This window comes from Cedecea sp. FDAARGOS_727 (assembly GCF_012273235.1).
Lineage (GTDB): Bacteria > Pseudomonadota > Gammaproteobacteria > Enterobacterales > Enterobacteriaceae > Cedecea > Cedecea davisae.
In genome coordinates this window covers 1,067,987-1,090,300 of record NZ_CP050966.1, presented here as the reverse complement: position 1 = coordinate 1,090,300, position 22,314 = coordinate 1,067,987, and the positions used below count along the sequence as shown (strand labels likewise).

Genomic DNA, 22,314 nt, shown 5'->3' with positions numbered 1-22,314 from the left:
ATGTCGCAGGCTGCACTGAATGCGCGTAACCGGGCAGAGGAAAATACCAGCTCGCGACGCAGTAACGGGTCCCGTCTGGCAGGAGTTATCTTCCTGTGCGTGGTCCTGTTTAGCGTGTTTATCGGCGGCTGGATAGTCGTTGGCTGGATGGAAGATGCCCAGCGCCTGCCGCTTTCGAAGCTGGTGGTTACCGGCGAGCGGCACTACACGCGCAATGATGATATTCGTCAGTCTATTTTGGCTCTGGGCGCGCCCGGAACCTTTATGACTCAGGATGTGAATATCATCCAACAACAGATAGAGCGTTTGCCGTGGATCAAGCAAGCAAGCGTTAGAAAGCAGTGGCCGGACGAATTGAAGATTCATCTGGTTGAATATGTGCCGATAGCACGCTGGAATGACCAGCATATGGTTGACGCGGAGGGGAACTCCTTCAGCGTACCGGCAGAGCGCACCAGCAAGCAGACGTTACCGATGCTCTCCGGCCCGGAAGGCAGCGAAAACGAAGTGCTGCAAGGTTACCGTGACATGGGTGTGGTGCTGGCAAAGGATAAGTTTACCTTGAAAGAGGCGGCGATGACCGCCCGCCGCTCCTGGCAGTTGACGCTGAATAACGGCATTAAGCTCAACCTTGGCCGGGGCGATACGATGAAACGTCTGGATCGTTTTGTAGAACTGTATCCGGTTCTGCAACAGCAGGCGCAGGCCGATAACAAACGGATCGGTTATGTCGACCTGCGATACGACTCAGGCGCCGCGGTAGGCTGGGAGGCACTTCCTCCTCCTGCACCTAATCCGAATCAGCAACAGAATCAGGCACAGGCAGAACAACAATGATCAAGGCGACGGACAGAAAACTGGTAGTTGGACTGGAGATTGGCACCGCTAAGGTCGCCGCTTTAGTAGGGGAAGTTCTGCCCGACGGTATGGTCAATATTATTGGCGTGGGCAGCTGCCCTTCGCGTGGTATGGACAAAGGTGGGGTAAACGACCTCGAGTCAGTAGTTAAGTGCGTTCAGCGGGCGATTGACCAGGCTGAACTGATGGCAGATTGCCAGATTTCTTCCGTCTACCTGGCGCTGTCCGGGAAGCACATTAGCTGCCAGAACGAAATTGGCATGGTGCCTATTTCGGAAGAGGAAGTGACTCAGGAAGATGTGGAAAATGTGGTGCATACGGCAAAATCTGTGCGCGTTCGTGATGAACACCGGGTTCTGCATGTGATTCCACAGGAATACGCTATTGATTACCAGGAAGGGATCAAAAATCCGGTTGGCCTGTCCGGCGTCCGTATGCAGGCCAAGGTGCACTTGATCACCTGTCACAACGACATGGCGAAAAACATTGTTAAAGCCGTTGAACGTTGTGGCCTGAAAGTTGACCAATTAATTTTTGCCGGTCTGGCCGCAAGCTATGCGGTATTGACCGAAGACGAACGTGAACTTGGCGTCTGTGTCGTGGATATCGGCGGTGGTACTATGGATATGGCGGTTTACACCGGCGGTGCGCTGCGCCATACCAAAGTTATCCCTTATGCTGGAAACGTGGTGACCAGCGATATCGCCTACGCGTTCGGTACGCCGCCGAGCGACGCCGAAGCGATTAAAGTGCGTCATGGCTGCGCACTTGGCTCCATCGTCGGGAAAGACGAAAACGTTGAAGTCCCGAGCGTAGGCGGGCGTCCACCGCGCAGCCTGCAGCGCCAGACGCTGGCGGAAGTGATTGAACCTCGTTATACCGAGTTGCTTAACCTGGTAAACGAAGAGATTCTGCAGTTACAGGAACAGCTTCGTCAGCAGGGCGTGAAACATCACCTCGCGGCGGGGATTGTGTTAACCGGCGGCGCAGCACAAATTGAAGGCCTGGCAGCCTGTGCTCAGCGCGTGTTCCATACGCAGGTGCGTATCGGTCAGCCGTTGAATATTACTGGCCTTACTGACTATGCCCAGGAGTCTTATTACTCCACCGCAGTAGGGTTGCTGCACTATGGGAAGGAATCGCATCTCAGTGGTGAAGCGGAAGTGGAAAAAAGGACCTCGGTCGGCTCGTGGTTTAAGCGACTCAACGGCTGGCTGAGAAAAGAATTTTAAATTTTATAAGAGACCGGAGACAATTAGCGGTCTCAGGCGACAGGCACAAAACGGAGAGAAACTATGTTTGAACCTATGGAACTGACCAACGACGCGGTGATTAAAGTCATCGGCGTCGGTGGCGGCGGCGGTAATGCCGTTGAACACATGGTGCGCGAGCGCATCGAAGGCGTTGAATTCTTCGCGGTGAACACCGACGCTCAGGCGTTGCGTAAAACTGCGGTAGGCCAGACGATTCAGATTGGTAACGGTATTACCAAAGGTCTGGGCGCTGGAGCAAATCCTGAAGTGGGCCGTAACGCCGCGGAAGAAGACCGCGAAGCTTTACGCGCAGCGCTGGATGGCGCAGACATGGTGTTTATCGCAGCAGGCATGGGCGGCGGTACCGGTACCGGTGCGGCTCCGGTCGTGGCTGAAGTTGCCAAAGATTTGGGTATTCTGACGGTTGCCGTCGTGACCAAGCCTTTCAACTTTGAAGGCAAGAAGCGTATGGCATTTGCCGAGCAGGGTATCGCCGAGCTGTCCAAACACGTTGACTCTCTGATTACTATTCCGAACGACAAGCTGCTGAAAGTGCTGGGTCGCGGTATCTCTCTGCTGGACGCTTTCGGCGCGGCAAACGACGTGCTGAAAGGCGCGGTACAGGGTATCGCAGAGCTTATCACTCGCCCTGGCCTGATGAACGTTGACTTTGCAGACGTTCGCACCGTGATGTCCGAAATGGGCTACGCGATGATGGGCTCTGGCGTTGCCAGCGGTGAAGATCGTGCAGAAGAAGCCGCAGAAATGGCTATCTCCAGCCCGCTGCTGGAAGATATCGACCTGTCAGGCGCTCGCGGCGTGCTGGTTAACATTACCGCCGGCTTCGACCTGCGCCTGGACGAGTTTGAAACCGTGGGTAACACTATCCGCGCCTTCGCCTCCGACAACGCTACCGTGGTTATCGGTACTTCTCTGGATCCAGAGATGAACGACGAACTGCGCGTAACCGTGGTTGCTACCGGTATCGGCATGGACAAACGTCCGGAAATCACGCTGGTGACCAACAAACAGCAACAGCAGCCGGTTATGGATCGCTACCAGCAGCACGGTATGGCTCCGCTGACTCAAGAGCAGAAGCCTGCGGCTAAAGTGGCTAACGACAATACTCCACAGACGGCGAAAGAGCCTGACTATCTGGATATTCCAGCGTTCCTGCGTAAGCAAGCTGATTAAGAATAAACCGGAAGTTGGGAATATCCGCTCTTTGTGCTAAACTGGCCTGCCGAACGTGATATACACTTTCGGCTGGATCAGCAATTTGGCGAGATTATACGATGATCAAACAAAGGACACTTAAACGTATCGTTCAGGCGACTGGCGTCGGTTTACATACCGGCAAAAAGGTCACACTGACGCTGCGCCCTGCGCCGGCCAATACCGGGGTCATCTATCGTCGCACCGACTTGAATCCTCCGGTAGATTTCCCGGCAGATGCCAAATCCGTGCGTGATACCATGCTCTGTACTTGTCTGGTGAACGAGCATGATGTGCGGATTTCTACCGTAGAGCACCTCAACGCTGCCTTGGCAGGGCTGGGTATCGACAACATCGTTATTGAAGTCGATGCGCCAGAAATCCCTATCATGGACGGCAGTGCGGCGCCGTTCGTTTACCTGTTGCTTGATGCGGGTATCGACGAGCTGAACTCGGCCAAGAAATTTGTACGTCTGAAAGAGACGGTTCGTGTAGAAGACGGCGATAAATGGGCTGAACTCTCACCGTTCAATGGTTTCTCGTTGGATTTCACCATCGACTTTAACCATCCGGCGATTGACGCAAGCACCCAGCGCTACACCATGAACTTCTCTGCTGAAGCCTTTATGCGCCAGATCAGTCGCGCCCGTACCTTCGGCTTTATGCGTGATATCGAATATCTGCAGTCCCGCGGTTTGTGCCTGGGCGGCAGCTTCGATTGTGCCATCGTTGTTGACGATTATCGCGTATTAAACGAAGACGGCCTGCGTTTTGAAGATGAATTCGTTCGTCACAAAATGCTGGATGCCATTGGCGACCTGTTCATGTGCGGCCACAATGTTATCGGCGCGTTTACCGCCTTTAAATCTGGCCATGCGCTGAACAACAAGCTGCTGCAGGCCGTGTTGGCTAAGCAAGAAGCCTGGGAATGGGCGACCTTCGAAGACGAAGCCGAACTTCCACTGGCCTTCAAAGCACCTAACCTGGTGCTGGCGTAACGCTTAAGCTATCTATTACGACTGGTTTTGCTGGTAACCTCTCCGGCCAGTGAAGCCAGTCGTTCTATTGTTGCTCTCAATTTCTCCGGGCTACGTTTAGCCACCTCCCTTAACGCTTCCGCACTCTGCTCGCTGAGCTGACGATTAACTTCGTATTTCTCCGCACCCGTCTGAGTGGTGTTTTGTTGTACGATTTCCTGCCCTTTTACCGCCAGCAATGGATTAATCCTGATGTCGATTGATGTCAATGATGGTAAGATTTGGGCGCGTAATGCACTCAGCAGCGTGGCTTGTTCATAGCGTAAGCGCATCAGCCAGCTGGCATTTGCGGTTTCAAGTACGAGGATCCCCTGACGAAAGTTGGCAACCCGACACCAGGGATGCAGTGGCGCAGGCAAAATGCCTTTCACTGCCCGGTTCAGTCGCAGCAGAGCAACAGCACGTTGTTGAACGTTTTGCAGCATGCTTTCCTGACCGGCATCGTCAAACAGATTCTCTAAAGATTGCGGGCGACTGTCGCGCATAGATTAAGCTCCGGCGGAAAAAGTGATTGGTATTCTAAATCGTTGGCGACAATTTGGCAGACGTTATTTCTGGCCGCATCTCCTGTTGGGGATGGTCGCGGCGAGTTTTGGCATGCCCGCGCTCAACGGTAACACAGAAACCGGCATTCCCGCAGAAGCCTCGGCCAGCCGCCATGACCCGGCTCGTCAGCTACGGTTTGATAGCCTCGTTCAGCTCCAGGAAAGCACGCGCCGTCCCTCTTTTAGTGTGGACTATTGGCACCAGCATGCAATCCGCACCGTTATTCGTCATCTTTCCTTTGCCATGGCGCCTCAGGCTCTGCCGGTGGCCCAGGAAAGTGTGCCGCTTCAGGCACAGCACCTTGCTTTACTGGATACGCTCAGCGCTCTGCTGACTCAGGAAAGTAAACCTCCCGTTATTGTGCGCGGCAGTGCCTTCCAGGCGTCTCCCCCGGCTGAAGTTTTTAATGCCGTTGCGTGGATCCGTCAGGCACAGGGCATCCGCGCCGGTCCGCTTCGCCTCAGCTAATTAATCTTCCTGACTAACAACAATTTATTGACCGCACTGACGGCAGGCGTTTGAGAATTTATTATGCTAATCAAATTATTAACCAAAGTTTTCGGTAGTCGTAACGATCGTACCCTGCGCCGTATGCGCAAAGTGGTGACCATGATTAACGCCATGGAACCGCAGATGGAGAAGCTCACGGATGATGAGCTGAAGGCTAAAACCGACGAGTTCCGCGCACGTCTGAAAAAAGGCGAAGTGCTTGAAAACCTGATCCCTGAAGCCTTTGCCGTGGTTCGCGAGGCGAGCAAGCGCGTATTCGGCATGCGTCACTTCGACGTGCAGCTGCTGGGCGGTATGGTGTTGAACGACCGCTGCATCGCAGAAATGCGTACCGGTGAAGGTAAAACCCTGACTGCGACCCTGCCAGCGTACCTGAACGCGCTGAGCGGCAAAGGCGTTCACGTTGTAACCGTGAACGACTACCTGGCCCAGCGTGACGCCGAAAACAACCGTCCGCTGTTTGAATACCTTGGCCTGAGCGTGGGTATCAACCTGCCGGGCATGCCGGCTCCTGCTAAGCGTGAAGCTTATGCCGCGGATATTACCTACGGCACCAACAACGAATACGGCTTTGACTACCTGCGTGACAACATGGCTTTCAGCCCGGAAGAACGCGTGCAGCGTAAACTTCATTACGCGCTGGTGGATGAGGTTGACTCAATCCTTATCGATGAAGCCCGTACCCCGCTGATAATCTCTGGCCCGGCCGAAGACAGCTCTGAGCTGTACAAGCGCGTTAACAAAATCATTCCGCGCCTGCTGCGTCAGGAAAAAGAAGACTCCGACACCTTCCAGGGTGAAGGCCACTTCTCCGTGGATGAGAAATCCCGCCAGGTTAACCTGACCGAACGCGGTCTGGTGCTTATTGAAGAGCTGCTGGTAGAAGAAGGCATGATGAACGAAGGCGAGTCTCTGTACTCCCCGGCCAACATTATGCTGATGCACCACGTTACCGCCGCGCTGCGTGCTCACGCGCTGTTCACCCGCGACGTTGACTACATTGTTAAAGACGGTGAAGTTATCATCGTTGACGAACATACCGGCCGTACCATGCAGGGCCGCCGCTGGTCAGACGGCCTGCATCAGGCAGTGGAAGCAAAAGAAGGCGTTGATATCCAGAACGAGAACCAGACTCTGGCTTCCATCACCTTCCAGAACTACTTCCGCCTGTATGAAAAGCTGGCCGGGATGACCGGTACCGCGGACACTGAAGCGTTTGAATTCAGCTCCATTTATAAGCTCGACACCATTGTGGTGCCAACCAACCGTCCTATGATCCGTAAAGATATGCCGGATCTGGTCTATATGACCGAGTTAGACAAAATTGGCGCCATCATCGAAGACATTAAAGAGCGCACTGCCAACGGCCAGCCTGTGCTGGTGGGGACCATCTCCATCGAGAAATCCGAAGTGGTTTCTCAGGAGCTGACCAAAGCGGGCATCAAACATAATGTTCTGAACGCCAAATTCCACGCGAACGAAGCAGGAATTGTTGCTCAGGCGGGTTACCCGGCTGCTGTGACCATTGCTACCAACATGGCCGGTCGTGGTACCGACATCGTGCTGGGCGGCAGCTGGCAGGAAGAAATTGCCGCGCTGGAAGACCCAACGCCGGAACAAATCGCCCAAATTAAAGCGGACTGGAAAGTTCGTCATGATGCGGTGCTGGCATCCGGTGGTCTGCACATTATCGGTACCGAGCGCCATGAATCACGCCGTATCGATAACCAGCTGCGTGGCCGTTCCGGTCGTCAGGGCGATGCAGGTTCTTCCCGCTTCTATCTCTCGATGGAAGATGCGCTGATGCGTATTTTCGCCTCCGATCGCGTCTCCAATATGATGCGTAAACTGGGCATGAAGCCGGGCGAAGCTATTGAGCACCCTTGGGTGACCAAGGCGATTGCCAACGCGCAGCGTAAAGTTGAAAGCCGTAACTTTGATATTCGTAAACAGCTGCTGGAATACGATGACGTAGCGAACGACCAGCGTCGCGCTATCTATACCCAGCGTAACGAGCTGCTGGACGTGAGCGATGTTAGCGAAACCATCGCCAGCATCCGCGAAGACGTGTTTAAAGTGACTATTGATGCGCATATTCCGCCGCAGTCTCTGGAAGAGATGTGGGATGTTGAAGGTCTGGAAGAGCGTCTGAAAAACGACTTCGACCTCGAAATGCCAATCAAAGAGTGGCTGGATAAAGAACCTGAGCTGCACGAAGAGACCCTGCGCGAGCGCATCCTGGCTAACGCGATTGAAGTTTATCAGCGTAAAGAGGAAGTGGTCGGCGCCGAGATGATGCGCCACTTCGAAAAAGGCGTGATGCTGCAAACGCTGGACTCTCTGTGGAAAGAGCACCTTGCTGCGATGGATTATCTGCGTCAGGGTATCCACCTGCGTGGTTATGCGCAGAAAGATCCTAAGCAGGAGTACAAACGTGAATCCTTCTCTATGTTTGCCGCTATGCTTGAGTCACTGAAGTATGAAGTGATCAGCACGCTGAGCAAGGTTCAGGTTCGTATGCCGGAAGAAGTTGAAGCGATGGAACAGCAGCGCCGCGAAGAAGCCGAGCGTCTGGCGAGCATGCAGCAGCTGAGCCACGTAGATGATGAGACTCAGGCAGCTCAAGCGCTGGCGGCTGAGACCGGCGACCGTAAAGTCGGGCGCAACGATCCTTGCCCTTGCGGTTCCGGTAAAAAATACAAACAGTGCCATGGCCGTCTGAGCTAAGGTCTGGAAAAACCAAAAGGCGCAGCTTGCTGCGCCTTTTTTCTATTCGGAGTTTGAGAATATGAAGCAGCTGCAAATCGCCGTCGGTATTATCCGCAACCCGCAGGGAGAAATCTTTATCACCCAGCGCGCGGCCGACGCGCATATGGCCAATAAATGGGAGTTCCCGGGCGGAAAAATTGAGGCCGGTGAATCACCGGAACAGGCTCTGATTCGTGAACTACAGGAAGAGACGGGGATTGCGGCCCAGAAAGCCGAGCTTTTTGAAACCCTGGAGTATCAGTTTCCCGATCGCCATATCTCGTTATGGTTTTACCTGGTTGAACAGTGGGGAGGCGAGCCGTGGGGGAAAGAGGGGCAGCCGGGGCGCTGGGTCGCTCAGCATCAGCTTATAGCCGACGAATTCCCGCCGGCTAATGAGCCTGTTATTCAGAAGCTGCTGAACGCCTAACGTTCAAGCTCCTCACTCCAGTCATCGCTTTCGGAAAGGTCGCCGCTGCTGGGAATACGTTTCTCTTCAGCGGCCCATTCGCCTAAATCAATAAGCTGGCAGCGTTTGCTGCAGAAAGGACGGTAAGGGCTGGCCTCGCTCCAGATAACGGCCTTGCCGCAGCCCGGGCAGTTCACAATAGTTTCTTCACTCATTTTCATTCCTTAGCAGCAGGCCAGTTCAAAATCGAGGCGTTCTGGCACCAGGCCATGTTCTGAGTCCAGCGGCAGAAAACGAATCGCAAAGCGACTTTTATGGCCAGAAACCTGAGGGTAAAGCTGGTCGTTCAGGGCGAGATGAAGGCGCAGTAAATCGGCGTCATCACCGTTATCCTGGTAGAAACCGTTGAGGCTGGTTTGCTTCCTGAACGGCGCTGAATTGCGGATGATATCCAGCAGCAGGTCGAGTGATTGCTTCACCGGCTCAAGGCTGTTGAGCCAGAGGCTAACCTGAGCATCACGCTGCTCCTGCGGCAGGTAAAGCCAGATATGCAGCGTCGGTAAATCAAAACTACAGCAGCCGCCGGGGATGCTCAAACGCTGGCGTACCAGCGCTATCAGCCTGTCTTCTCTCAAAAGCTGGCCGAGGCGCGGGGCAGCCATCAGAACGCTACCGCAGGTTTCCAACTGGGCACGCAGCGAGTCGATGCGTTGCATATCTACGCCCGGAACTTCTGACCAGCTCAATAGCTTGCGCTGCTGTCTGCCCAATTCTTTCAGGATCTCGGTGCGGACTTCGCCCCTTTCAAACACATCCAGCAGGTCACCGATGTTACGAAAAAAATGCAGCGCTCTAGCGCTTTCATCAATAGGTAAGGCAGCCTGTAGCTGCTGGATCAAAAACTCAATGCGTAGCCAGGTACGCATCTTTTCATTCAGCGGGTGCTCAAAAAGAACCTGAGTGCTCATTATTCTGTTTCCTGTTGTGCGGCCTGGGAAGCCAGTTTTAGATACTGGCGATGCAGGCGATCAACATGCACGGCAGCGTCTTGCGGGCTGCCGTCATTATTAATTATGTCATCTGCAACGGCGAGGCGGGCTTCCCGCGTTGCCTGGGCGGCCAGGATCTGCTGCGCATGTTCACGAGAGACATTATCCCGCTTCATGGTACGCGCAATCTGAGTTTCGGGGGAAACGTCGACCACCAGAACCCGGTTCGCTTTATTTTGCAGGTTATTTTCCACCAGCAGCGGGACAACCCACAACACATACGGCGAGGCGGCACGCGCAATTTCATCGCGAGTTCGCTGCTGGATTAAAGGATGAAGCAGGTTGTTTACCCATTGCTTTTGTTGAGGTGAGCTAAAGATCTCTTCGCGCAGGGCACGACGATTTAAAGAGCCATCTTCCAGAAGGATCTTTGAACCAAAATGTTGCGAAATGAGAGCCAGCGCACGTTGGCCAGGCTCAACAACCTGACGGGCAATGATATCAGCATCCACTACGGTGACTCCTGAGCGGGAAAATGCTTCGGCGATGGTACTTTTACCACTGCCAATACCGCCCGTAAGTGCTACCGTGTAAACCATAGAAAATCGATCCTGATGCTATTATTTGTCAATGAGATAAGAGGGGCTCTGGGTAAGGTTTTTCAGGTGATTTTTGCTTATGTAACAAGCGAAAATTACCCTTATTGGCCAGCGCTGCCCTTTATAAGGTAAATTTGAACGATTGTAGCGTAAAAAAGTCGGTTTTCGCAGTCTTGCGGAGCCATTATTACTGCGTATGATAGCGTCACTGGGGTTGGCCGTTGTTTCGCCGATCGTATTTATGTGTTCACCGCCATTCGACCCAGGGATCCGCAACATGCGTATTGAAGAAGATTTGAAGTTAGGTTTTAAAGACGTTTTAATCCGCCCGAAACGCTCCACCCTCAAGAGCCGTTCTGACGTTGAGCTTGAGCGTCAATTCACATTCAAACATTCCGGTATTGCGTGGTCTGGTGTGCCGATCATTGCGGCAAACATGGATACAGTCGGTACTTTCGCCATGGCGCAGGCGCTGGCCTCGTTCGATATTCTCACCGCCGTTCATAAGCATTACTCCGTTGAAGAATGGAGCAACTTCGTCAAGTCCGCGCCGGAAAACCTGCTGCGCTTTGTGATGGTTTCTACCGGCACTTCGGATGCCGATTTCGCTAAAACCAAGCAAATTCTGGCCCTGAATCCGGCGCTGAAATTTATCTGCATCGATGTCGCCAACGGCTACTCTGAGCACTTCACCCAGTTCGTAAGCAAAGCGCGCGAAGCCTGGCCGGATAAAGTGATTTGTGCGGGCAACGTGGTGACCGGTGAAATGTGCGAAGAGCTGATCCTCTCCGGCGCCGATATCGTCAAAGTCGGTATCGGCCCTGGCTCCGTGTGTACTACTCGCGTGAAAACTGGCGTGGGTTATCCTCAGCTTTCAGCGGTTATCGAGTGCGCCGATGCGGCTCACGGCCTTGGCGGCCAGATTGTCAGCGACGGCGGCTGTACCGTTCCGGGTGATGTGGCAAAAGCCTTCGGCGGCGGGGCAGACTTTGTGATGCTCGGCGGTATGCTTGCCGGTCACGAAGAGAGCGGCGGCACTGTTGTTGAGGAAGACGGCGAGAAGTTTATGCTGTTCTACGGCATGAGCTCTGAGTCCGCGATGACTCGCCACGTTGGCGGCGTAGCACAATACCGCGCCGCGGAAGGCAAAACCGTTAAGCTGCCGCTGCGTGGCCCGGTTGAAAATACCGCTCGTGATATCCTTGGCGGCCTGCGCTCCGCATGTACTTATGTTGGCGCGTCACGCCTTAAAGAGCTGACCAAACGCACCACCTTTATCCGCGTGGCGGAGCAGGAAAACCGCGTTTTCAACAGCCTCTAAAGTTGTTAATGGCGTAGCGTCTGCTGCGCCATTACCCCCCGCTCATTGCATCCCCCAACTGAAATATAGGCAGATACATCGCTACCACCAGCGTGCCAATAATTAGCCCAATCACAACCATCATTAGCGGTTCAAGCATGGCTGCAAGACCGTCGGCCAGCTCGTAGGTTTTGTCATAATGCCAGCGGGCTAACCGCCCAAGCATCAGATCCAGTGAACCGGACTCCTCCCCTATGCGAACCAGCTGCTGGCAGAGTGGCGTAAAGTAGCCGGAACCAGCGAGCGCTTGCCAAAGCGGCTGGCCTTCAGCAATTTTTTTGCTCACCCCGGAAATCTGCCGCTGCCATAGTCGCTGAGTCAGCGTTTTTTCCACCGCCTCAAGCCCCTGTAATAGAGGGATGCCTGCGTGTTGGGAGAGAGTTAATACGGTAAATATCTGGCTAAGTAACTGACCCCGCCGCAGCGGGGCAATGAGCGGTATTTTTAGTAAGAGTTGTTGCTCTTTTTCCCGTAAAGCGGGTTGAGTGCGGCGCAGCATCATCCAGCCGATACACAAAATAATCACCGCCAGCGCCCACCATCCCCCTTGCTCTGTTACCCATGCAGATATGCCCATAACGGCCTGGGTAACGGCAGGCAGTGGCGCATTGAATGAGCGATAGATATTGGCAAATTCGGGGAGAACAAAGCCCATCATCCCGGCCGTGACGAATAGTGCGACCAGCAGAATAAAAAGCGGATAGCGCAGGGCTTTAACCACTTTCCGGGTCAGTTGATATTGCTGTTCCTGCTGCTCGGCCAACTGCTGGCAGCACTCTGCAAGCTTGCCTGTTAGCTCCCCCGTATGCAGCAGTGCAATAAACAGCGGAGGGAAAATGCGCGGCCATTGCTGAAGTGCCCCGGAAAGAGGCACCCCCTGAGACACTTGCCCCTCAATATGCTGTAGCAAAGCTGACCAGGGCGGTTTCGGGTGCTGGCGGGAGATTAACAATAGGGCATCCGTCAGAGCGATGCCTGCATGGAGCAGGGCAGCAAGCTGGCGGATCACGTCAATCTTTTGCTGGATATGCCAGCAAGAGCCGCTGTTTATCGACGAACTTCTGGCCGAGAGTAACTGTAGCTGCTGCTTACCTAGCTCTTCCTCGAGCACCAGCCTCTCTGCTGCCAGAGTCGAACCAGTTTTCAATTGCCCCTGGTTATCTATTGCCTTCCAGCGCCAGATCCGCATTTTAGTCATGCGGCATGCCTAATACCCGATACAGCTCTTCCAGGGTAGTGTGCCCCCGTTCTACGGCGCGGCAGCCGCTTTCAAACAGGGTTGCCATTCCCTGCCTGCGTGCCAGGGATTCAATATTTTCCGCCGGTTCTCCACCGGTTATAGCCGAGCGCAGGGCGGGAGAGAGCGGCAGCATTTCAAACAGCGCCGTTCGCCCATAATAGCCTCTGTAGCACCGCTCGCAGCCAGTAGCGCGCCAGTGAGGCAGGGCAGTGGGCCAGATATGGACCGGGAGTTCGAGTGGGGTATCACCCAGGGTTTTACAGTGCGGGCAGAGCTTCCTGACCAGCCGCTGTGCGACGATGAGATTTACCGCTGAGGCAAGCATCCAGCGCGGAATAGACATTTGCTCAAGGCGGGTCAGCGTTTCCACCGTCGAGTTGGTATGAAGCGTGGAGAGTACCAGGTGCCCGGTTTGGGCCGCTTTTATCGCTATTTCTGCCGTTTCGCTGTCCCTGATTTCACCGACCATAATTACGTCGGGATCCTGGCGTAGCAGGGCACGCAGGATATTCTGGAAGGTGATCCCCGCTTTGGGGTTTACCTGAGTTTGATTCAGGCCGTCCTGAGGGATTTCTACGGGATCTTCGACGCTGCACACGTTAATCCCCGGTTGGTTGAGCACATCCAGGGCGCTATAAAGGGTGATTGTTTTTCCACTGCCCGTGGGGCCGGTAACCAGAATCATGCCCTGAGGTACAGAAAGCGATTGGCGAAACTGTTCGGTTTCTGCCGGCGGCATGCCCAGCAGGCTCATATCCAGGTTATTCCTGCCCTGCTGAAGCAGCCTTAACACCACTTTTTCGCCGTAGCGGCATGGAAGAGTGGAGACCCGAAATGAGGCCTTCACTTCCCCGACGTGATAGTCCATCTGCCCGTCCTGCGGTAAGCGCCTCTCCGCAATATTCAGGTTAGCCAGAACTTTCAACCTCGCGGTCATCGGGGCGGCAACCGAAGGAGGAAGCAGCGGCTGGCATTGCAGCACGCCGTCTATGCGCAGCCGAATCCGATAGACTTCTTCGCACGGCTCAAAATGGATATCGGAAGCTCGCTGTTGAACGGCCGCCGCCAGCGTACTGTCCAGCAGCGCAACGATGGAGCCATCCCCCTCTTGCTCTGGCTGCCGGAGAGTCTGGCCAGTTTGCCATTTCTCAAGGCGCTCCACGGGCCAGAGCTCGACATCGATATGCTTGTTACAGAGAAAGCGCAGCGCCTGGTACATTTGCTCATCCGGTTTATCCCGGGCCGCAATGCGCAGCGTGTCTTCCGTTTCCTCTATCAGGATAAGGTTGTAATGCTGACAGAGCGATAGGAGCTGTTGTTGGGTTTTCATGCTTTAGCTCCTGCTTTGCCGTCGGGAAAACGGAATATCTCTTCACAGGCCTGTTTCAGGGCGGTGTTATTTGCCGTATTGCAGCTTCGCGTCCAGCCTGTTACCCCGCTATCGTCAAGCCACTGCGGCGTAAAGGTTGCCGTCAGCCCGCTAAGTGATTCTTTACCCGTTAAGGTCACAATGCCGCTGGTTATGCTCATCGTGCTGACGTAGCGGGTCGTTTTGACCTCAGGAATTCCGCTGCTGTTGGCATTACAGCCGGTGATGCCGCCTTGCTCGATGGCGCATAGCTCTATGGCTGTGCGGTAAGGCACGAAGGTTTGCAGCATGTCGGTTAGCGCCGCTTTGCGGAGATAGTTTTGGTAGGCGGGAATGCCGATGGCGCTAAGAATTGCGATGATGCCGATTACCACCATCAGTTCGATTAAGGTGAATCCTTGTTGTCTTTTCATCTGTCGCTCCTGTTTGTCAGAAAGCGGCACTGTGCGGGGAGAGCAAGGTTATTACGAGGAAGGACATTCGGTTTCGGGAGGTGGTTTCAGCGCTAATTAAAGGCGTTGCGCGCATCGACAAATTGAATGGAACCTGGCACGCAAAAAAACGCGGACGGAGCAAATTCCCTCCGCGTTTTGCGATTAGCGGAAGCGCATCGAAAGGTCGAGGGCGCGAACGTGTTTGGTCAGAGCACCTACGGAGATGTAATCCACGCCGGTTTCGGCAAAGGTGCGCAACGTTTCTTTGGTCACATTGCCTGAAACCTCAAGGCGGGCTTTGCCCCGGGTCAACGCCACGGCCTGGCGCATTTGCTCGACGGTGAAGTTGTCGAGCATGATGATGTCGGCTCCTGCTTTCAGCGCCTGCTCCAGCTCATCCAGCGATTCAACTTCTACTTCAACCGGCACGTCCGGATGCAGCCAGAACGCTTTCTCTACCGCCTGGCGTACGGAGCCGGAAGCAATAATGTGGTTCTCTTTAATCAGAAAGGCGTCAGAAAGGCCAAGACGATGGTTACCGCCACCGCCGCAAAGTACGGCGTATTTCAGGGCGGTGCGAAGGCCCGGCAGCGTCTTGCGGGTATCCAGCAGTTGGGTTTTGGTGCCTTCGAGAAGGTCAACGTAGCTGCGGACTTCGCTGGCGACGCCGGACAGCGTCTGCACAAAATTGAGCGCCGTTCTCTCCCCGGTAAGCAGCACGCGAGCGGGGCCGTTAAGCTCAAACAGCGGCTGGTTGATAGTGACTTCGGTGCCGTCTTCAACATGCCAGGTGACGTTGACGTCGCCGCCCAGTTGAATAAAGACTTCCTCGACCCAGCGCTTACCGCAAAAAACGCCGTTCTCACGGGTAATGACTACCGCGTGAGCCATATTTTCCGGCGGCAGCAGTTGGGCAGTAATGTCGTTGTCAGGGTCAACCTCACCGCCAAGATCCTCACGCAGCGCCTGAGAAACGGCGAGGGGGATATCGAGGGCAATTCGTTCGAGTAGCTCGTCACGTCGGCGGTCTGGGTTATAACGGCGGGGCGGCATGATAAAACTCCGGAATGAATAAGTTAATATGGATTCATGCTACTCTGAAGCGACTTCAAGTACCACTCTAAGGAGAAGCTCGAATGCAGCTTAAAGACGGCTGGCTGGTGGGGGTAAAACATCTGCCATCCCCGCATTTTGACGGCCGACCGGAGGAGGAAAACCCCTCGTTGCTGGTGGTGCACAATATCAGTTTGCCGCCGGGTGAATTTGGTGGCCCCTGGATTGATGCCCTGTTCGCCGGCACGCTTGACCCGCAGGCTCACCCTTATTTTGCCGGTATCTCCCACCTGCGTGTGTCCGCACACTGTCTTATTCGCCGTGATGGCGAAATTGTTCAATACGTCCCTTTTGATAAGCGAGCCTGGCATGCAGGGGTTTCCCGCTATCAGGGGCGTGAAAAGTGCAACGACTTCTCCATTGGTATTGAGCTGGAGGGCACCGACACGCTGCCCTATACCGATGCACAGTATCAGCAGCTAACTGCCTTAACTAAGTTACTGATTCAGCACTATCCTGATATAGAGAAACATATGACGGGCCACAGCGATATTGCCCCGGGACGTAAGACCGATCCCGGCCCGGCGTTTGAGTGGCCGCGTTTTTTAGGGGCGATTAAAGAGACTACAGACAAGGAGAGCGCATGACTCTGTTTACCCTGTTGCTGGTGCTGATGAGCGAGCGGCTGTTCAAGATAGGCGAGCACTGGCAATTGGATCATCGTCTTGAAGTCGTGTTTGGCCGGGTTAAGCATTTCTCCCTGCTGCGAACGCTGCTGATGACAGCGCTGTTTATGGGGCTGGTCTTCCTGATAGAACGTGCGCTACACGGGCTGCTGTTTAACCTCCCCCTGCTGGTCTTCTGGATTGCGTTGGGCGTGCTCTGCATCGGCGCGGGGCAGGTGCGGCTGCACTACCATGCTTACCTTAAAGCCGCCAGCCGGGACGACGAACACGCCCGTGATGAGATGGCAAGCGAGTTAACGCTGATCCATGGCGTGCCGCCCGAGTGCAGTGAAAGGGAGTATCTGCGCGAGCTGCAAAATGCGCTGCTTTGGATTAACTTCCGCTTCTATTTAGCGCCCTTGTTCTGGTTTGTGGTTGGAGGAGTGTGGGGGCCGGTTACGCTGGCGGGTTATGCGTTCCTGCGCGCCTGGCAGACCTGGCTTGCTCGCCACCATACGCCGCACGAGCGTTTGCTGTCGGGTATTGATGCCATTCTGCACGTTCTTGACTGGATCCCGGTTCGCCTGGTCGGAGCGGCCTACGCGTTGCTGGGGCATGGAGAAAAAGCGCTTCCTGCCTGGTTTGCCTCCCTTGCCGACCGGCATTCTTCTCAGTACCAGGTGCTGACCCAGCTGGCACAATATTCCCTGGCGCGTGAACCGCATCAGGACAAGATGAAAACGCCGAAAGCTGCGGTTTCAATGGCGAAGAAAGTTTCTCTGGTGATTGTTGTCGTGGTGGCTTTGCTGACTATTTACGGCACGCTGGTTTAAAACCTCATCTCCCTTTTGCCTCCGGTCATGATGTTTTGTCCGGAGGACAGACGGATCTTATACCTGTTTAATCCCTCTTGTTTTATCTGAATCTCCTGGCGCTAATTGAGCGTTTTTTGAAATTAATTGATCAATATATCCTCTTATACTTTCCGCCCATTTGTGACTGCAAATTCGGGGCCTTAATTGTTTGATGATCGGCTTCTGCACCGTCAGCTTTTATCTCCCGCACAATAAATTTTCCAGTCACATTCTTTTTATTTTTTGCACATAGCACAGGTAATAATAGATGAGAGATATTAACACGGATGTTATTCCGCGCCGCCACCGTCGGCTGGCGTGGTTGAATATCGCTATTCAGGCTGTTTTCCCACTGGCAGTTGCTTTTTCCCCCGGTATGGCAGGCGCACAGAGCGGTTCACGTTTTCTGAATACGTCAACGCAAGAGACGTTATTGCGTACTCAGACATACAGCTTATCGCCCGGAGAAACCGTCACCTCAGTTGCTAAAAAATTCAATATGAGCGTGGACTCACTGCGAAAACTTAATCAGTTCCGCAGCTTTGCTCGCGGTTTTGATAAATTACAGCCAGGAGATGAACTTGATGTTCCGCTATCCCCGTTGCCTGAGATCATGTGGGATGAAAATATCGCGGCGGCGGGTAATTCCGCTGGCGAACGTCAGGCGCAAAAAATAGCCGGCATTGCTTCGCAGGCGGGCAGCTTCGTCGCCAGCGGCGTAAATAAAGATGCCGCCGCTTCTATGGCGCGAGGCATGGCGACCGGTGAGGCCAGCGGCCAGCTCCAGGAGTGGCTGAGTCGATTTGGTACAGCCCGCGTGCAGCTTGATGCGGACGAAAACTTTTCGCTGAAAAACTCACAGTTTGACCTGTTGGCACCGCTATACGACCAGGACAATAATCTGGTGTTCACCCAGGGGAGCCTGCACCGCACCGACGACCGTACTCAGGCAAACCTTGGCTTTGGGCTGCGTCACTTTGCGGCTGATTATATGGTCGGGGGCAATACCTTTGGTGACTACGATTTGTCCCGCGAACATGCGCGCATGGGCATGGGTGTTGAATACTGGCGTGATTTCCTCAAGCTAAGTGCCAACGGCTATATGCGCCTGACGAGCTGGAAAGACTCCCCGGATGTCACCGACTATGAAGAGCGCCCGGCGAATGGCTGGGACGTGCGTGCGCAGGGCTGGCTGCCTCAGCTGCCTCAACTGGGTGGTAAGTTGACCTATGAACAGTATTACGGCAATGAAGTGGCGCTTTTCGGTAAGGATAATCGCCAAAGCAACCCCTTCGCCATTACGGCAGGGCTAAATTACACGCCGGTGCCGCTGGTCACCTTTAGCGCGGAACAGCGCCAGGGTCAGTCGGGAAAAAATGATACCCGGTTAGGCGTGGATATGACGTATCAACTGGGCGTGCCGTGGAACCAGCAGATTAATCCAGCTGCTGTAGCGGCAATGCGCAGCCTGGCGGGTAGCCGCTACGATCTGGTCGAGCGTAATAACAACATCGTGCTGGAGTATCGCAAAAAGGAGGTTATTCACCTCCAGGCGGCAGCACAGGTGACAGGCTACACGGGTGAGCAGAAATCCCTTAACGTGTCGGTAACCAGCAAGTATGGCCTGGAACGGATTGACTGGTCAGCCTCATCCCTGGTGGCTGCGGGCGGCAAAATCGTTCAAAACGGTGCGGATTATGCCGTTGAACTCCCGGTATACCAGCCTTCGGCGCAGGGCATAAATAGCTATACGCTAAGCGGCGTGGCCGTAGATAAGAAGGGCAACAGATCGAATCGCAGTGAAACGCAGATTACGGTTCAGGCTTCGGTTATTAATGCGGAGAACAGCACCGTGATGCCAGCCAGCAGCACGCTGGTGCCTGACGGGAAAAGCATTCAGGTTCTGACTCTGGCCCTGAAGGATGCGCGTGGAGTTGCTGTAGATGTTCCTGAATCAGAACTTGCGATCGGCGTCGGCGCGCTGAAGAGCGCCAAAGTCTCTGCTGCGGTAAGAAAGGATGCAGGCGTGTATGAAGTTACGGTGACGGCCGGAACGGATGAGGAAAAGATAACACTGGCGCCTCAGGTGCGTGGTATTACGTTGGCGCAGGCCGAGGTGCTGATAAAGGTTCCTGCTGCCGTGCAGGTTAATTCGGCGATTAAAACCGATAAGGCAGCCTATATTGCCGGTAGCGATATGGCGCTGACGGTAACGCTGAAGGATGCAGCAGGTGCGGCGATAACCGGTGCGGTCTCTTCGCTGACGACGGATAGCGTGAAGGTGCCGAATGGCGAGTTAAAAGCGGGCAGCAGCTGGCAGGATAACGGCGACGGCAGCTACAGCGCGACGTATATCGCTCAAACGGAAGGCGCTAATCTTAAGGCGACGGTCACGTTAAATGGCTGGAGCACCAGCGCGGAGTCGGCGGCTTACGTCATCACTTCTCCGGAAGCTGTACAGGTGAACTCCGGTATCTCTCTCGATAGCGGTAACTATCCGGTTGGCGGCGAAATGGCCGTAACGGTCACCCTGAAGGATGCAGCAGGTGCGGCGATAACCGGTGCGGTCTCTTCGCTGACGACGGATAGCGTGAAGGTGCCGAACGGCGAGTTAAAAGCGGGCAGCCGCTGGCAGGATAACGGTGACGGCAGCTACAGCGCGACGTATATCGCTCAAACGGAAGGCGCTAATCTTAAGGCGACGGTCACGTTAAGCGGCTGGAGCACCAGCGCGAAGTCGTCGGCTTACGCTATCACTTCTCCGGAAGCTGTACAGGTGAACTCCGGTATCTCTCTCGATAGCGGTAACTATCCGGTTGGCGGCGAAATGGCCGTAACGGTCACCCTGAAGGATGCGGCCGGAAAGGCGATAACCGGTGCGGTCTCTTCGCTGACGACGGATAGCGTGAAGGTGCCGAACGGCGAGTTAAAAGCGGGCAGCAGCTGGCAGGATAACGGCGACGGCAGCTACAGCGCGACGTATATCGCCCAAACGGAAGGCGCTAATCTTAAGGCGACGTTGACGCTGGGTAACTGGAGCACCAGCGCAGAATCAGAAGCTTATACTATTAAGCGGGTGATGATTGCGCACGTTATCGCCGATGGTTATAGCTACGCGCCGGACGCCGGCTTCCCGACGATTGGTAATATCCCTCGCGCGGGTTATAAAGAGAGCTTCTTTAGTCTTGAACTCAGTAATGCCAGCGCGGCTGATTACGACTGGAGTGCGGACGCGCCGTGGGTGTCCGTTAGCGATGGGGAGGTGCATTTTACCGCCGTGGGCAGCGCCGATAAGGTGACCATTACCGCTACCCCAAAAAGTGGCGGAGAGGCGCTCACCTGGAGCTTTACCCTGAAGGGGTGGTTAGTCCGGGGGGCGTTGCGCAGCAGAGATATGGCCAATGCCTGGTGTATAAGCCAGACGGGCCACGGCCTGGCGACGGTGAAGCAGACTGTTGGTAGCCCGGCGAAGCGGGGAACCCTGGGTGGAGTATGGAGTGAGTGGGGGAGAACGTATCCAGAGACGAGCTGGTCATCGGACTACGATGAAAATGGTCAGCCTGTTGTCGTGACTATGACGAGCGGTGAATCTTATCCACGCGACCCCGCCGAAACGGCGTACGCTGCTTGTTATAAGGATCTTTAAAATATAGCCGCTGGCGGTTAAACAAAGCAGAGTCTGGCGGTGAACACGAAGTAAAATTAATGCGGCGCACGGTTTAACCCGTGCGTCGCATTTTTGTTAGTCACTCCCTTCAGGCTTTAACGGTTTTCAGGTTCTTCTGCTTAAGGAAGTAGCCCACGCCCAGAATCACAATCCATACTGGGATCAGATAAACCGAAATGGCCATGCCCGGCGTCATCAGCATGATGACCAGCACCGCGACCATAAACAGCAGGCAGACCCAGTTACCCAGCGGGTAGAACAGCGCCGGGAAGCGGGTTTTCACGCCCTGCAATTGCTTCGCGCGGCGGAACTTGATGTGCGCCAGGCTGATCATCGCCCAGTTGATCACCAGGGCGGACACTACCAGCGCCATCAGCAGGCCAAAGGCCGATTCCGGTGCCAGATAGTTAATCAGCACGCAGAGAGCGGTAAAGCCGGCGGAAACCAGAATAGTGTTTACCGGCACGCCGCGCTTATCGACATTTTTCAGCATTTTCGGGGCGTTGCCCTGCTGTGCCAGGCCGAAAAGCATACGGCTGTTGCAGTATACGCAGCTGTTGTAAACCGACAGCGCTGCGGTCAGCACCACCACGTTAAGCGCGTTGGCCACGAAGGTATCACCCAGCTCATGGAAGATCAGCACAAACGGGCTGGTGTCGGCGGTGACGCGCGTCCACGGCAGCAGGGACAGCAGGATCGCGAGCGAACCCACGTAGAAGATAAGGATGCGGTAGATAACCTGGTTAGTGGCTTTTGGAATGCTCACTTCCGGGTTGTCGGCTTCGGCGGCGGTAATGCCGACCAGCTCAAGCCCGCCGAAGGAGAACATGATAATCGCCATCATCATCACCAGTCCCGTGACGCCGTGCGGCATAAAGCCACCCTGATCCCAGAGGTTGCTGACGGATGCCTGCGGGCCGCCGTTGCCGCTGAACAGCAGCCAGCCGCCGAATATAATCATGGCGATAACGGCCACGACTTTAATAATGGCAAACCAGAACTCCATCTCGCCGAACACTTTCACGTTGGTCAGGTTGATGGCGTTGATAATCACGAAGAAGGCCGCCGCCGTTGCCCAGGTTGGGATCTCCGGCCACCAGAACTGAATATACTTCCCGACCGCCGTAAGCTCTGCCATGGCAACCAGGACGTACAGCACCCAGTAGTTCCAGCCTGAAGCAAAGCCCGCGAAGCCGCCCCAGTATTTATAGGCAAAATGGCTGAATGACCCGGCAACCGGCTCCTCAACGACCATTTCTCCCAGCTGGCGCATAATTAAAAAAGCGATAAACCCGGCGATGGCGTAGCCGAGAATAATTGCCGGACCCGCGGACTGGATGACGGATGCGCTGCCCAGAAACAGGCCCGTCCCGATAGCTCCACCCAGCGCAATCAGCTGAATATGGCGGTTTTTAAGGCCGCGTTTCAGCGTGTCGCCTTGCTGTTGACCTTCCATCATGTAACCTCATTGTGGTTAATGTCTGCGCTACACTGGCGCATTTGTAATT

Annotated in this window: 20 protein-coding genes; 11 read left to right on the top strand and 9 right to left on the bottom strand. The window is 54.7% G+C overall.

Annotated elements, in window-relative coordinates:
- From ftsQ to lpxC, 4 genes are all read left to right on the top strand, one after another.
- The gene (gene ftsQ, locus FOC35_RS05250) at nucleotides 1-837 is read left to right on the top strand and encodes a cell division protein FtsQ (RefSeq protein ID WP_016534898.1); all 837 of its coding nucleotides are present in this window, start codon (nucleotides 1-3) and stop codon (nucleotides 835-837) included.
- Entirely contained in the window at nucleotides 834-2,090 is a 1,257-nt protein-coding gene (gene ftsA, locus FOC35_RS05245; protein WP_016534899.1) for a cell division protein FtsA, read from the top strand. Before ftsQ ends, ftsA begins: the two co-directional genes overlap by 4 nt.
- 63 nt (nucleotides 2,091-2,153) lie before the next feature.
- Nucleotides 2,154-3,305, top strand: coding sequence for a cell division protein FtsZ (gene ftsZ / locus FOC35_RS05240; protein WP_016534900.1), 1,152 nt, complete (start codon nucleotides 2,154-2,156; stop codon nucleotides 3,303-3,305).
- A 101-nt stretch (nucleotides 3,306-3,406) separates the two neighbouring features.
- Nucleotides 3,407-4,324, top strand: coding sequence for a UDP-3-O-acyl-N-acetylglucosamine deacetylase (gene lpxC, locus FOC35_RS05235; RefSeq protein ID WP_016534901.1), 918 nt, complete (start codon nucleotides 3,407-3,409; stop codon nucleotides 4,322-4,324).
- An 8-nt stretch (nucleotides 4,325-4,332) separates the two neighbouring features.
- Here lpxC and FOC35_RS05230 read toward each other — a convergent pair whose 3' ends face one another.
- Nucleotides 4,333-4,848 (bottom strand): DUF721 domain-containing protein, encoded by a 516-nt coding sequence (locus tag FOC35_RS05230; protein ID WP_016534902.1) that lies wholly within the window; start codon nucleotides 4,846-4,848, stop codon nucleotides 4,333-4,335.
- Between the two features lie 22 nt (nucleotides 4,849-4,870).
- Between FOC35_RS05230 and secM the strand changes: the two genes are divergently transcribed.
- From secM to mutT, 3 genes are all read left to right on the top strand, one after another.
- A complete protein-coding gene (gene secM / locus FOC35_RS05225; RefSeq protein ID WP_071704071.1) occupies nucleotides 4,871-5,377 on the top strand; it encodes a secA translation cis-regulator SecM in 507 nt (168 codons plus the stop codon).
- A gap of 63 nt (nucleotides 5,378-5,440) precedes the next feature.
- Nucleotides 5,441-8,146, top strand: coding sequence for a preprotein translocase subunit SecA (secA, locus tag FOC35_RS05220; RefSeq protein ID WP_172568353.1), 2,706 nt, complete (start codon nucleotides 5,441-5,443; stop codon nucleotides 8,144-8,146).
- A gap of 61 nt (nucleotides 8,147-8,207) precedes the next feature.
- Entirely contained in the window at nucleotides 8,208-8,597 is a 390-nt protein-coding gene (gene mutT / locus FOC35_RS05215; protein WP_172568352.1) for an 8-oxo-dGTP diphosphatase MutT, read from the top strand.
- Here the strand turns inward: mutT and yacG are convergent.
- Genes yacG through coaE form a run of 3 tightly spaced genes read right to left on the bottom strand, consistent with a single transcriptional unit; the run spans nucleotide 8,594 to nucleotide 10,164 of the window.
- Nucleotides 8,594-8,791 carry a DNA gyrase inhibitor YacG gene (gene yacG / locus FOC35_RS05210; protein WP_039897912.1) on the bottom strand — a complete coding sequence of 66 codons (198 nt, stop codon included), beginning with the start codon at nucleotides 8,789-8,791 and terminating at the stop codon, nucleotides 8,594-8,596. The genes mutT and yacG overlap by 4 nt on opposite strands.
- 9 nt (nucleotides 8,792-8,800) lie before the next feature.
- Nucleotides 8,801-9,544 (bottom strand): cell division protein ZapD, encoded by a 744-nt coding sequence (zapD, locus tag FOC35_RS05205; RefSeq protein WP_172568351.1) that lies wholly within the window; start codon nucleotides 9,542-9,544, stop codon nucleotides 8,801-8,803.
- Entirely contained in the window at nucleotides 9,544-10,164 is a 621-nt protein-coding gene (gene coaE, locus FOC35_RS05200) for a dephospho-CoA kinase (protein WP_172568350.1), read from the bottom strand. Before coaE ends, zapD begins: the two co-directional genes overlap by 1 nt.
- A gap of 277 nt (nucleotides 10,165-10,441) precedes the next feature.
- Here coaE and FOC35_RS05195 point away from each other — a divergent pair, with 277 nt between their 5' ends.
- Nucleotides 10,442-11,485: a GMP reductase gene (locus FOC35_RS05195; RefSeq protein ID WP_039897913.1), complete on the top strand. Its 1,044-nt coding sequence runs from the start codon at nucleotides 10,442-10,444 to the stop codon at nucleotides 11,483-11,485.
- 31 nt (nucleotides 11,486-11,516) lie between these two features.
- On the opposite strand, the gene hofC is transcribed toward FOC35_RS05195, so the two are convergent.
- The 4 genes from hofC to nadC all read right to left on the bottom strand — a co-directional run bounded on the left by hofC (nucleotide 11,517) and on the right by nadC (nucleotide 15,620).
- The gene (hofC, locus tag FOC35_RS05190) at nucleotides 11,517-12,722 is read right to left on the bottom strand and encodes a protein transport protein HofC (RefSeq protein WP_172568349.1); all 1,206 of its coding nucleotides are present in this window, start codon (nucleotides 12,720-12,722) and stop codon (nucleotides 11,517-11,519) included.
- Nucleotides 12,715-14,094, bottom strand: a complete 1,380-nt coding sequence (gene gspE / locus FOC35_RS05185; RefSeq protein WP_172568348.1) for a type II secretion system protein GspE — start codon at nucleotides 14,092-14,094, stop codon at nucleotides 12,715-12,717. Before gspE ends, hofC begins: the two co-directional genes overlap by 8 nt.
- Nucleotides 14,091-14,546 carry a prepilin peptidase-dependent pilin gene (gene ppdD, locus FOC35_RS05180; protein ID WP_016534912.1) on the bottom strand — a complete coding sequence of 152 codons (456 nt, stop codon included), beginning with the start codon at nucleotides 14,544-14,546 and terminating at the stop codon, nucleotides 14,091-14,093. The genes gspE and ppdD overlap by 4 nt, the downstream gene beginning before the upstream one ends.
- A gap of 183 nt (nucleotides 14,547-14,729) precedes the next feature.
- Nucleotides 14,730-15,620, bottom strand: a complete 891-nt coding sequence (gene nadC, locus FOC35_RS05175; RefSeq protein WP_172568347.1) for a carboxylating nicotinate-nucleotide diphosphorylase — start codon at nucleotides 15,618-15,620, stop codon at nucleotides 14,730-14,732.
- An 83-nt stretch (nucleotides 15,621-15,703) separates the two neighbouring features.
- Here nadC and ampD point away from each other — a divergent pair, with 83 nt between their 5' ends.
- The 3 genes from ampD (at nucleotide 15,704) to FOC35_RS05160 (ending at nucleotide 20,785) form a co-directional block, all read left to right on the top strand.
- Nucleotides 15,704-16,267: a 1,6-anhydro-N-acetylmuramyl-L-alanine amidase AmpD gene (gene ampD, locus FOC35_RS05170; RefSeq protein ID WP_172568346.1), complete on the top strand. Its 564-nt coding sequence runs from the start codon at nucleotides 15,704-15,706 to the stop codon at nucleotides 16,265-16,267.
- Nucleotides 16,264-17,118, top strand: a complete 855-nt coding sequence (gene ampE / locus FOC35_RS05165; protein ID WP_172568345.1) for a beta-lactamase regulator AmpE — start codon at nucleotides 16,264-16,266, stop codon at nucleotides 17,116-17,118. Before ampD ends, ampE begins: the two co-directional genes overlap by 4 nt.
- A 289-nt stretch (nucleotides 17,119-17,407) precedes the next feature.
- Nucleotides 17,408-20,785, top strand: coding sequence for an inverse autotransporter beta domain-containing protein (locus FOC35_RS05160; protein WP_172568344.1), 3,378 nt, complete (start codon nucleotides 17,408-17,410; stop codon nucleotides 20,783-20,785).
- Between the two features lie 109 nt (nucleotides 20,786-20,894).
- Here FOC35_RS05160 and aroP read toward each other — a convergent pair whose 3' ends face one another.
- Nucleotides 20,895-22,265, bottom strand: a complete 1,371-nt coding sequence (gene aroP, locus FOC35_RS05155) for an aromatic amino acid transporter AroP (RefSeq protein WP_172568343.1) — start codon at nucleotides 22,263-22,265, stop codon at nucleotides 20,895-20,897.
- Nucleotides 22,266-22,314: the final 49 nt, after the last annotated feature.

What these genes read in the sequence shown, in the direction of transcription:
- ftsQ (WP_016534898.1), top strand. Translation starts at nt 1, where the DNA reads ATGTCGCAGGCTGCACTGAATGCGCGTAACCGGGCAGAGGAAAATACC.
- ftsA (WP_016534899.1), top strand. Translation starts at nt 834, where the DNA reads ATGATCAAGGCGACGGACAGAAAACTGGTAGTTGGACTGGAGATTGGC.
- ftsZ (WP_016534900.1), top strand. Translation starts at nt 2,154, where the DNA reads ATGTTTGAACCTATGGAACTGACCAACGACGCGGTGATTAAAGTCATC.
- lpxC (WP_016534901.1), top strand. Translation starts at nt 3,407, where the DNA reads ATGATCAAACAAAGGACACTTAAACGTATCGTTCAGGCGACTGGCGTC.
- FOC35_RS05230 (WP_016534902.1), bottom strand. Translation starts at nt 4,848, where the DNA reads ATGCGCGACAGTCGCCCGCAATCTTTAGAGAATCTGTTTGACGATGCC.
- secA (WP_172568353.1), top strand. Translation starts at nt 5,441, where the DNA reads ATGCTAATCAAATTATTAACCAAAGTTTTCGGTAGTCGTAACGATCGT.
- mutT (WP_172568352.1), top strand. Translation starts at nt 8,208, where the DNA reads ATGAAGCAGCTGCAAATCGCCGTCGGTATTATCCGCAACCCGCAGGGA.
- yacG (WP_039897912.1), bottom strand. Translation starts at nt 8,791, where the DNA reads ATGAGTGAAGAAACTATTGTGAACTGCCCGGGCTGCGGCAAGGCCGTT.
- zapD (WP_172568351.1), bottom strand. Translation starts at nt 9,544, where the DNA reads ATGAGCACTCAGGTTCTTTTTGAGCACCCGCTGAATGAAAAGATGCGT.
- coaE (WP_172568350.1), bottom strand. Translation starts at nt 10,164, where the DNA reads ATGGTTTACACGGTAGCACTTACGGGCGGTATTGGCAGTGGTAAAAGT.
- FOC35_RS05195 (WP_039897913.1), top strand. Translation starts at nt 10,442, where the DNA reads ATGCGTATTGAAGAAGATTTGAAGTTAGGTTTTAAAGACGTTTTAATC.
- hofC (WP_172568349.1), bottom strand. Translation starts at nt 12,722, where the DNA reads ATGACTAAAATGCGGATCTGGCGCTGGAAGGCAATAGATAACCAGGGG.
- gspE (WP_172568348.1), bottom strand. Translation starts at nt 14,094, where the DNA reads ATGAAAACCCAACAACAGCTCCTATCGCTCTGTCAGCATTACAACCTT.
- ppdD (WP_016534912.1), bottom strand. Translation starts at nt 14,546, where the DNA reads ATGAAAAGACAACAAGGATTCACCTTAATCGAACTGATGGTGGTAATC.
- nadC (WP_172568347.1), bottom strand. Translation starts at nt 15,620, where the DNA reads ATGCCGCCCCGCCGTTATAACCCAGACCGCCGACGTGACGAGCTACTC.
- ampD (WP_172568346.1), top strand. Translation starts at nt 15,704, where the DNA reads ATGCAGCTTAAAGACGGCTGGCTGGTGGGGGTAAAACATCTGCCATCC.
- ampE (WP_172568345.1), top strand. Translation starts at nt 16,264, where the DNA reads ATGACTCTGTTTACCCTGTTGCTGGTGCTGATGAGCGAGCGGCTGTTC.
- FOC35_RS05160 (WP_172568344.1), top strand. Translation starts at nt 17,408, where the DNA reads ATGAGAGATATTAACACGGATGTTATTCCGCGCCGCCACCGTCGGCTG.
- aroP (WP_172568343.1), bottom strand. Translation starts at nt 22,265, where the DNA reads ATGATGGAAGGTCAACAGCAAGGCGACACGCTGAAACGCGGCCTTAAA.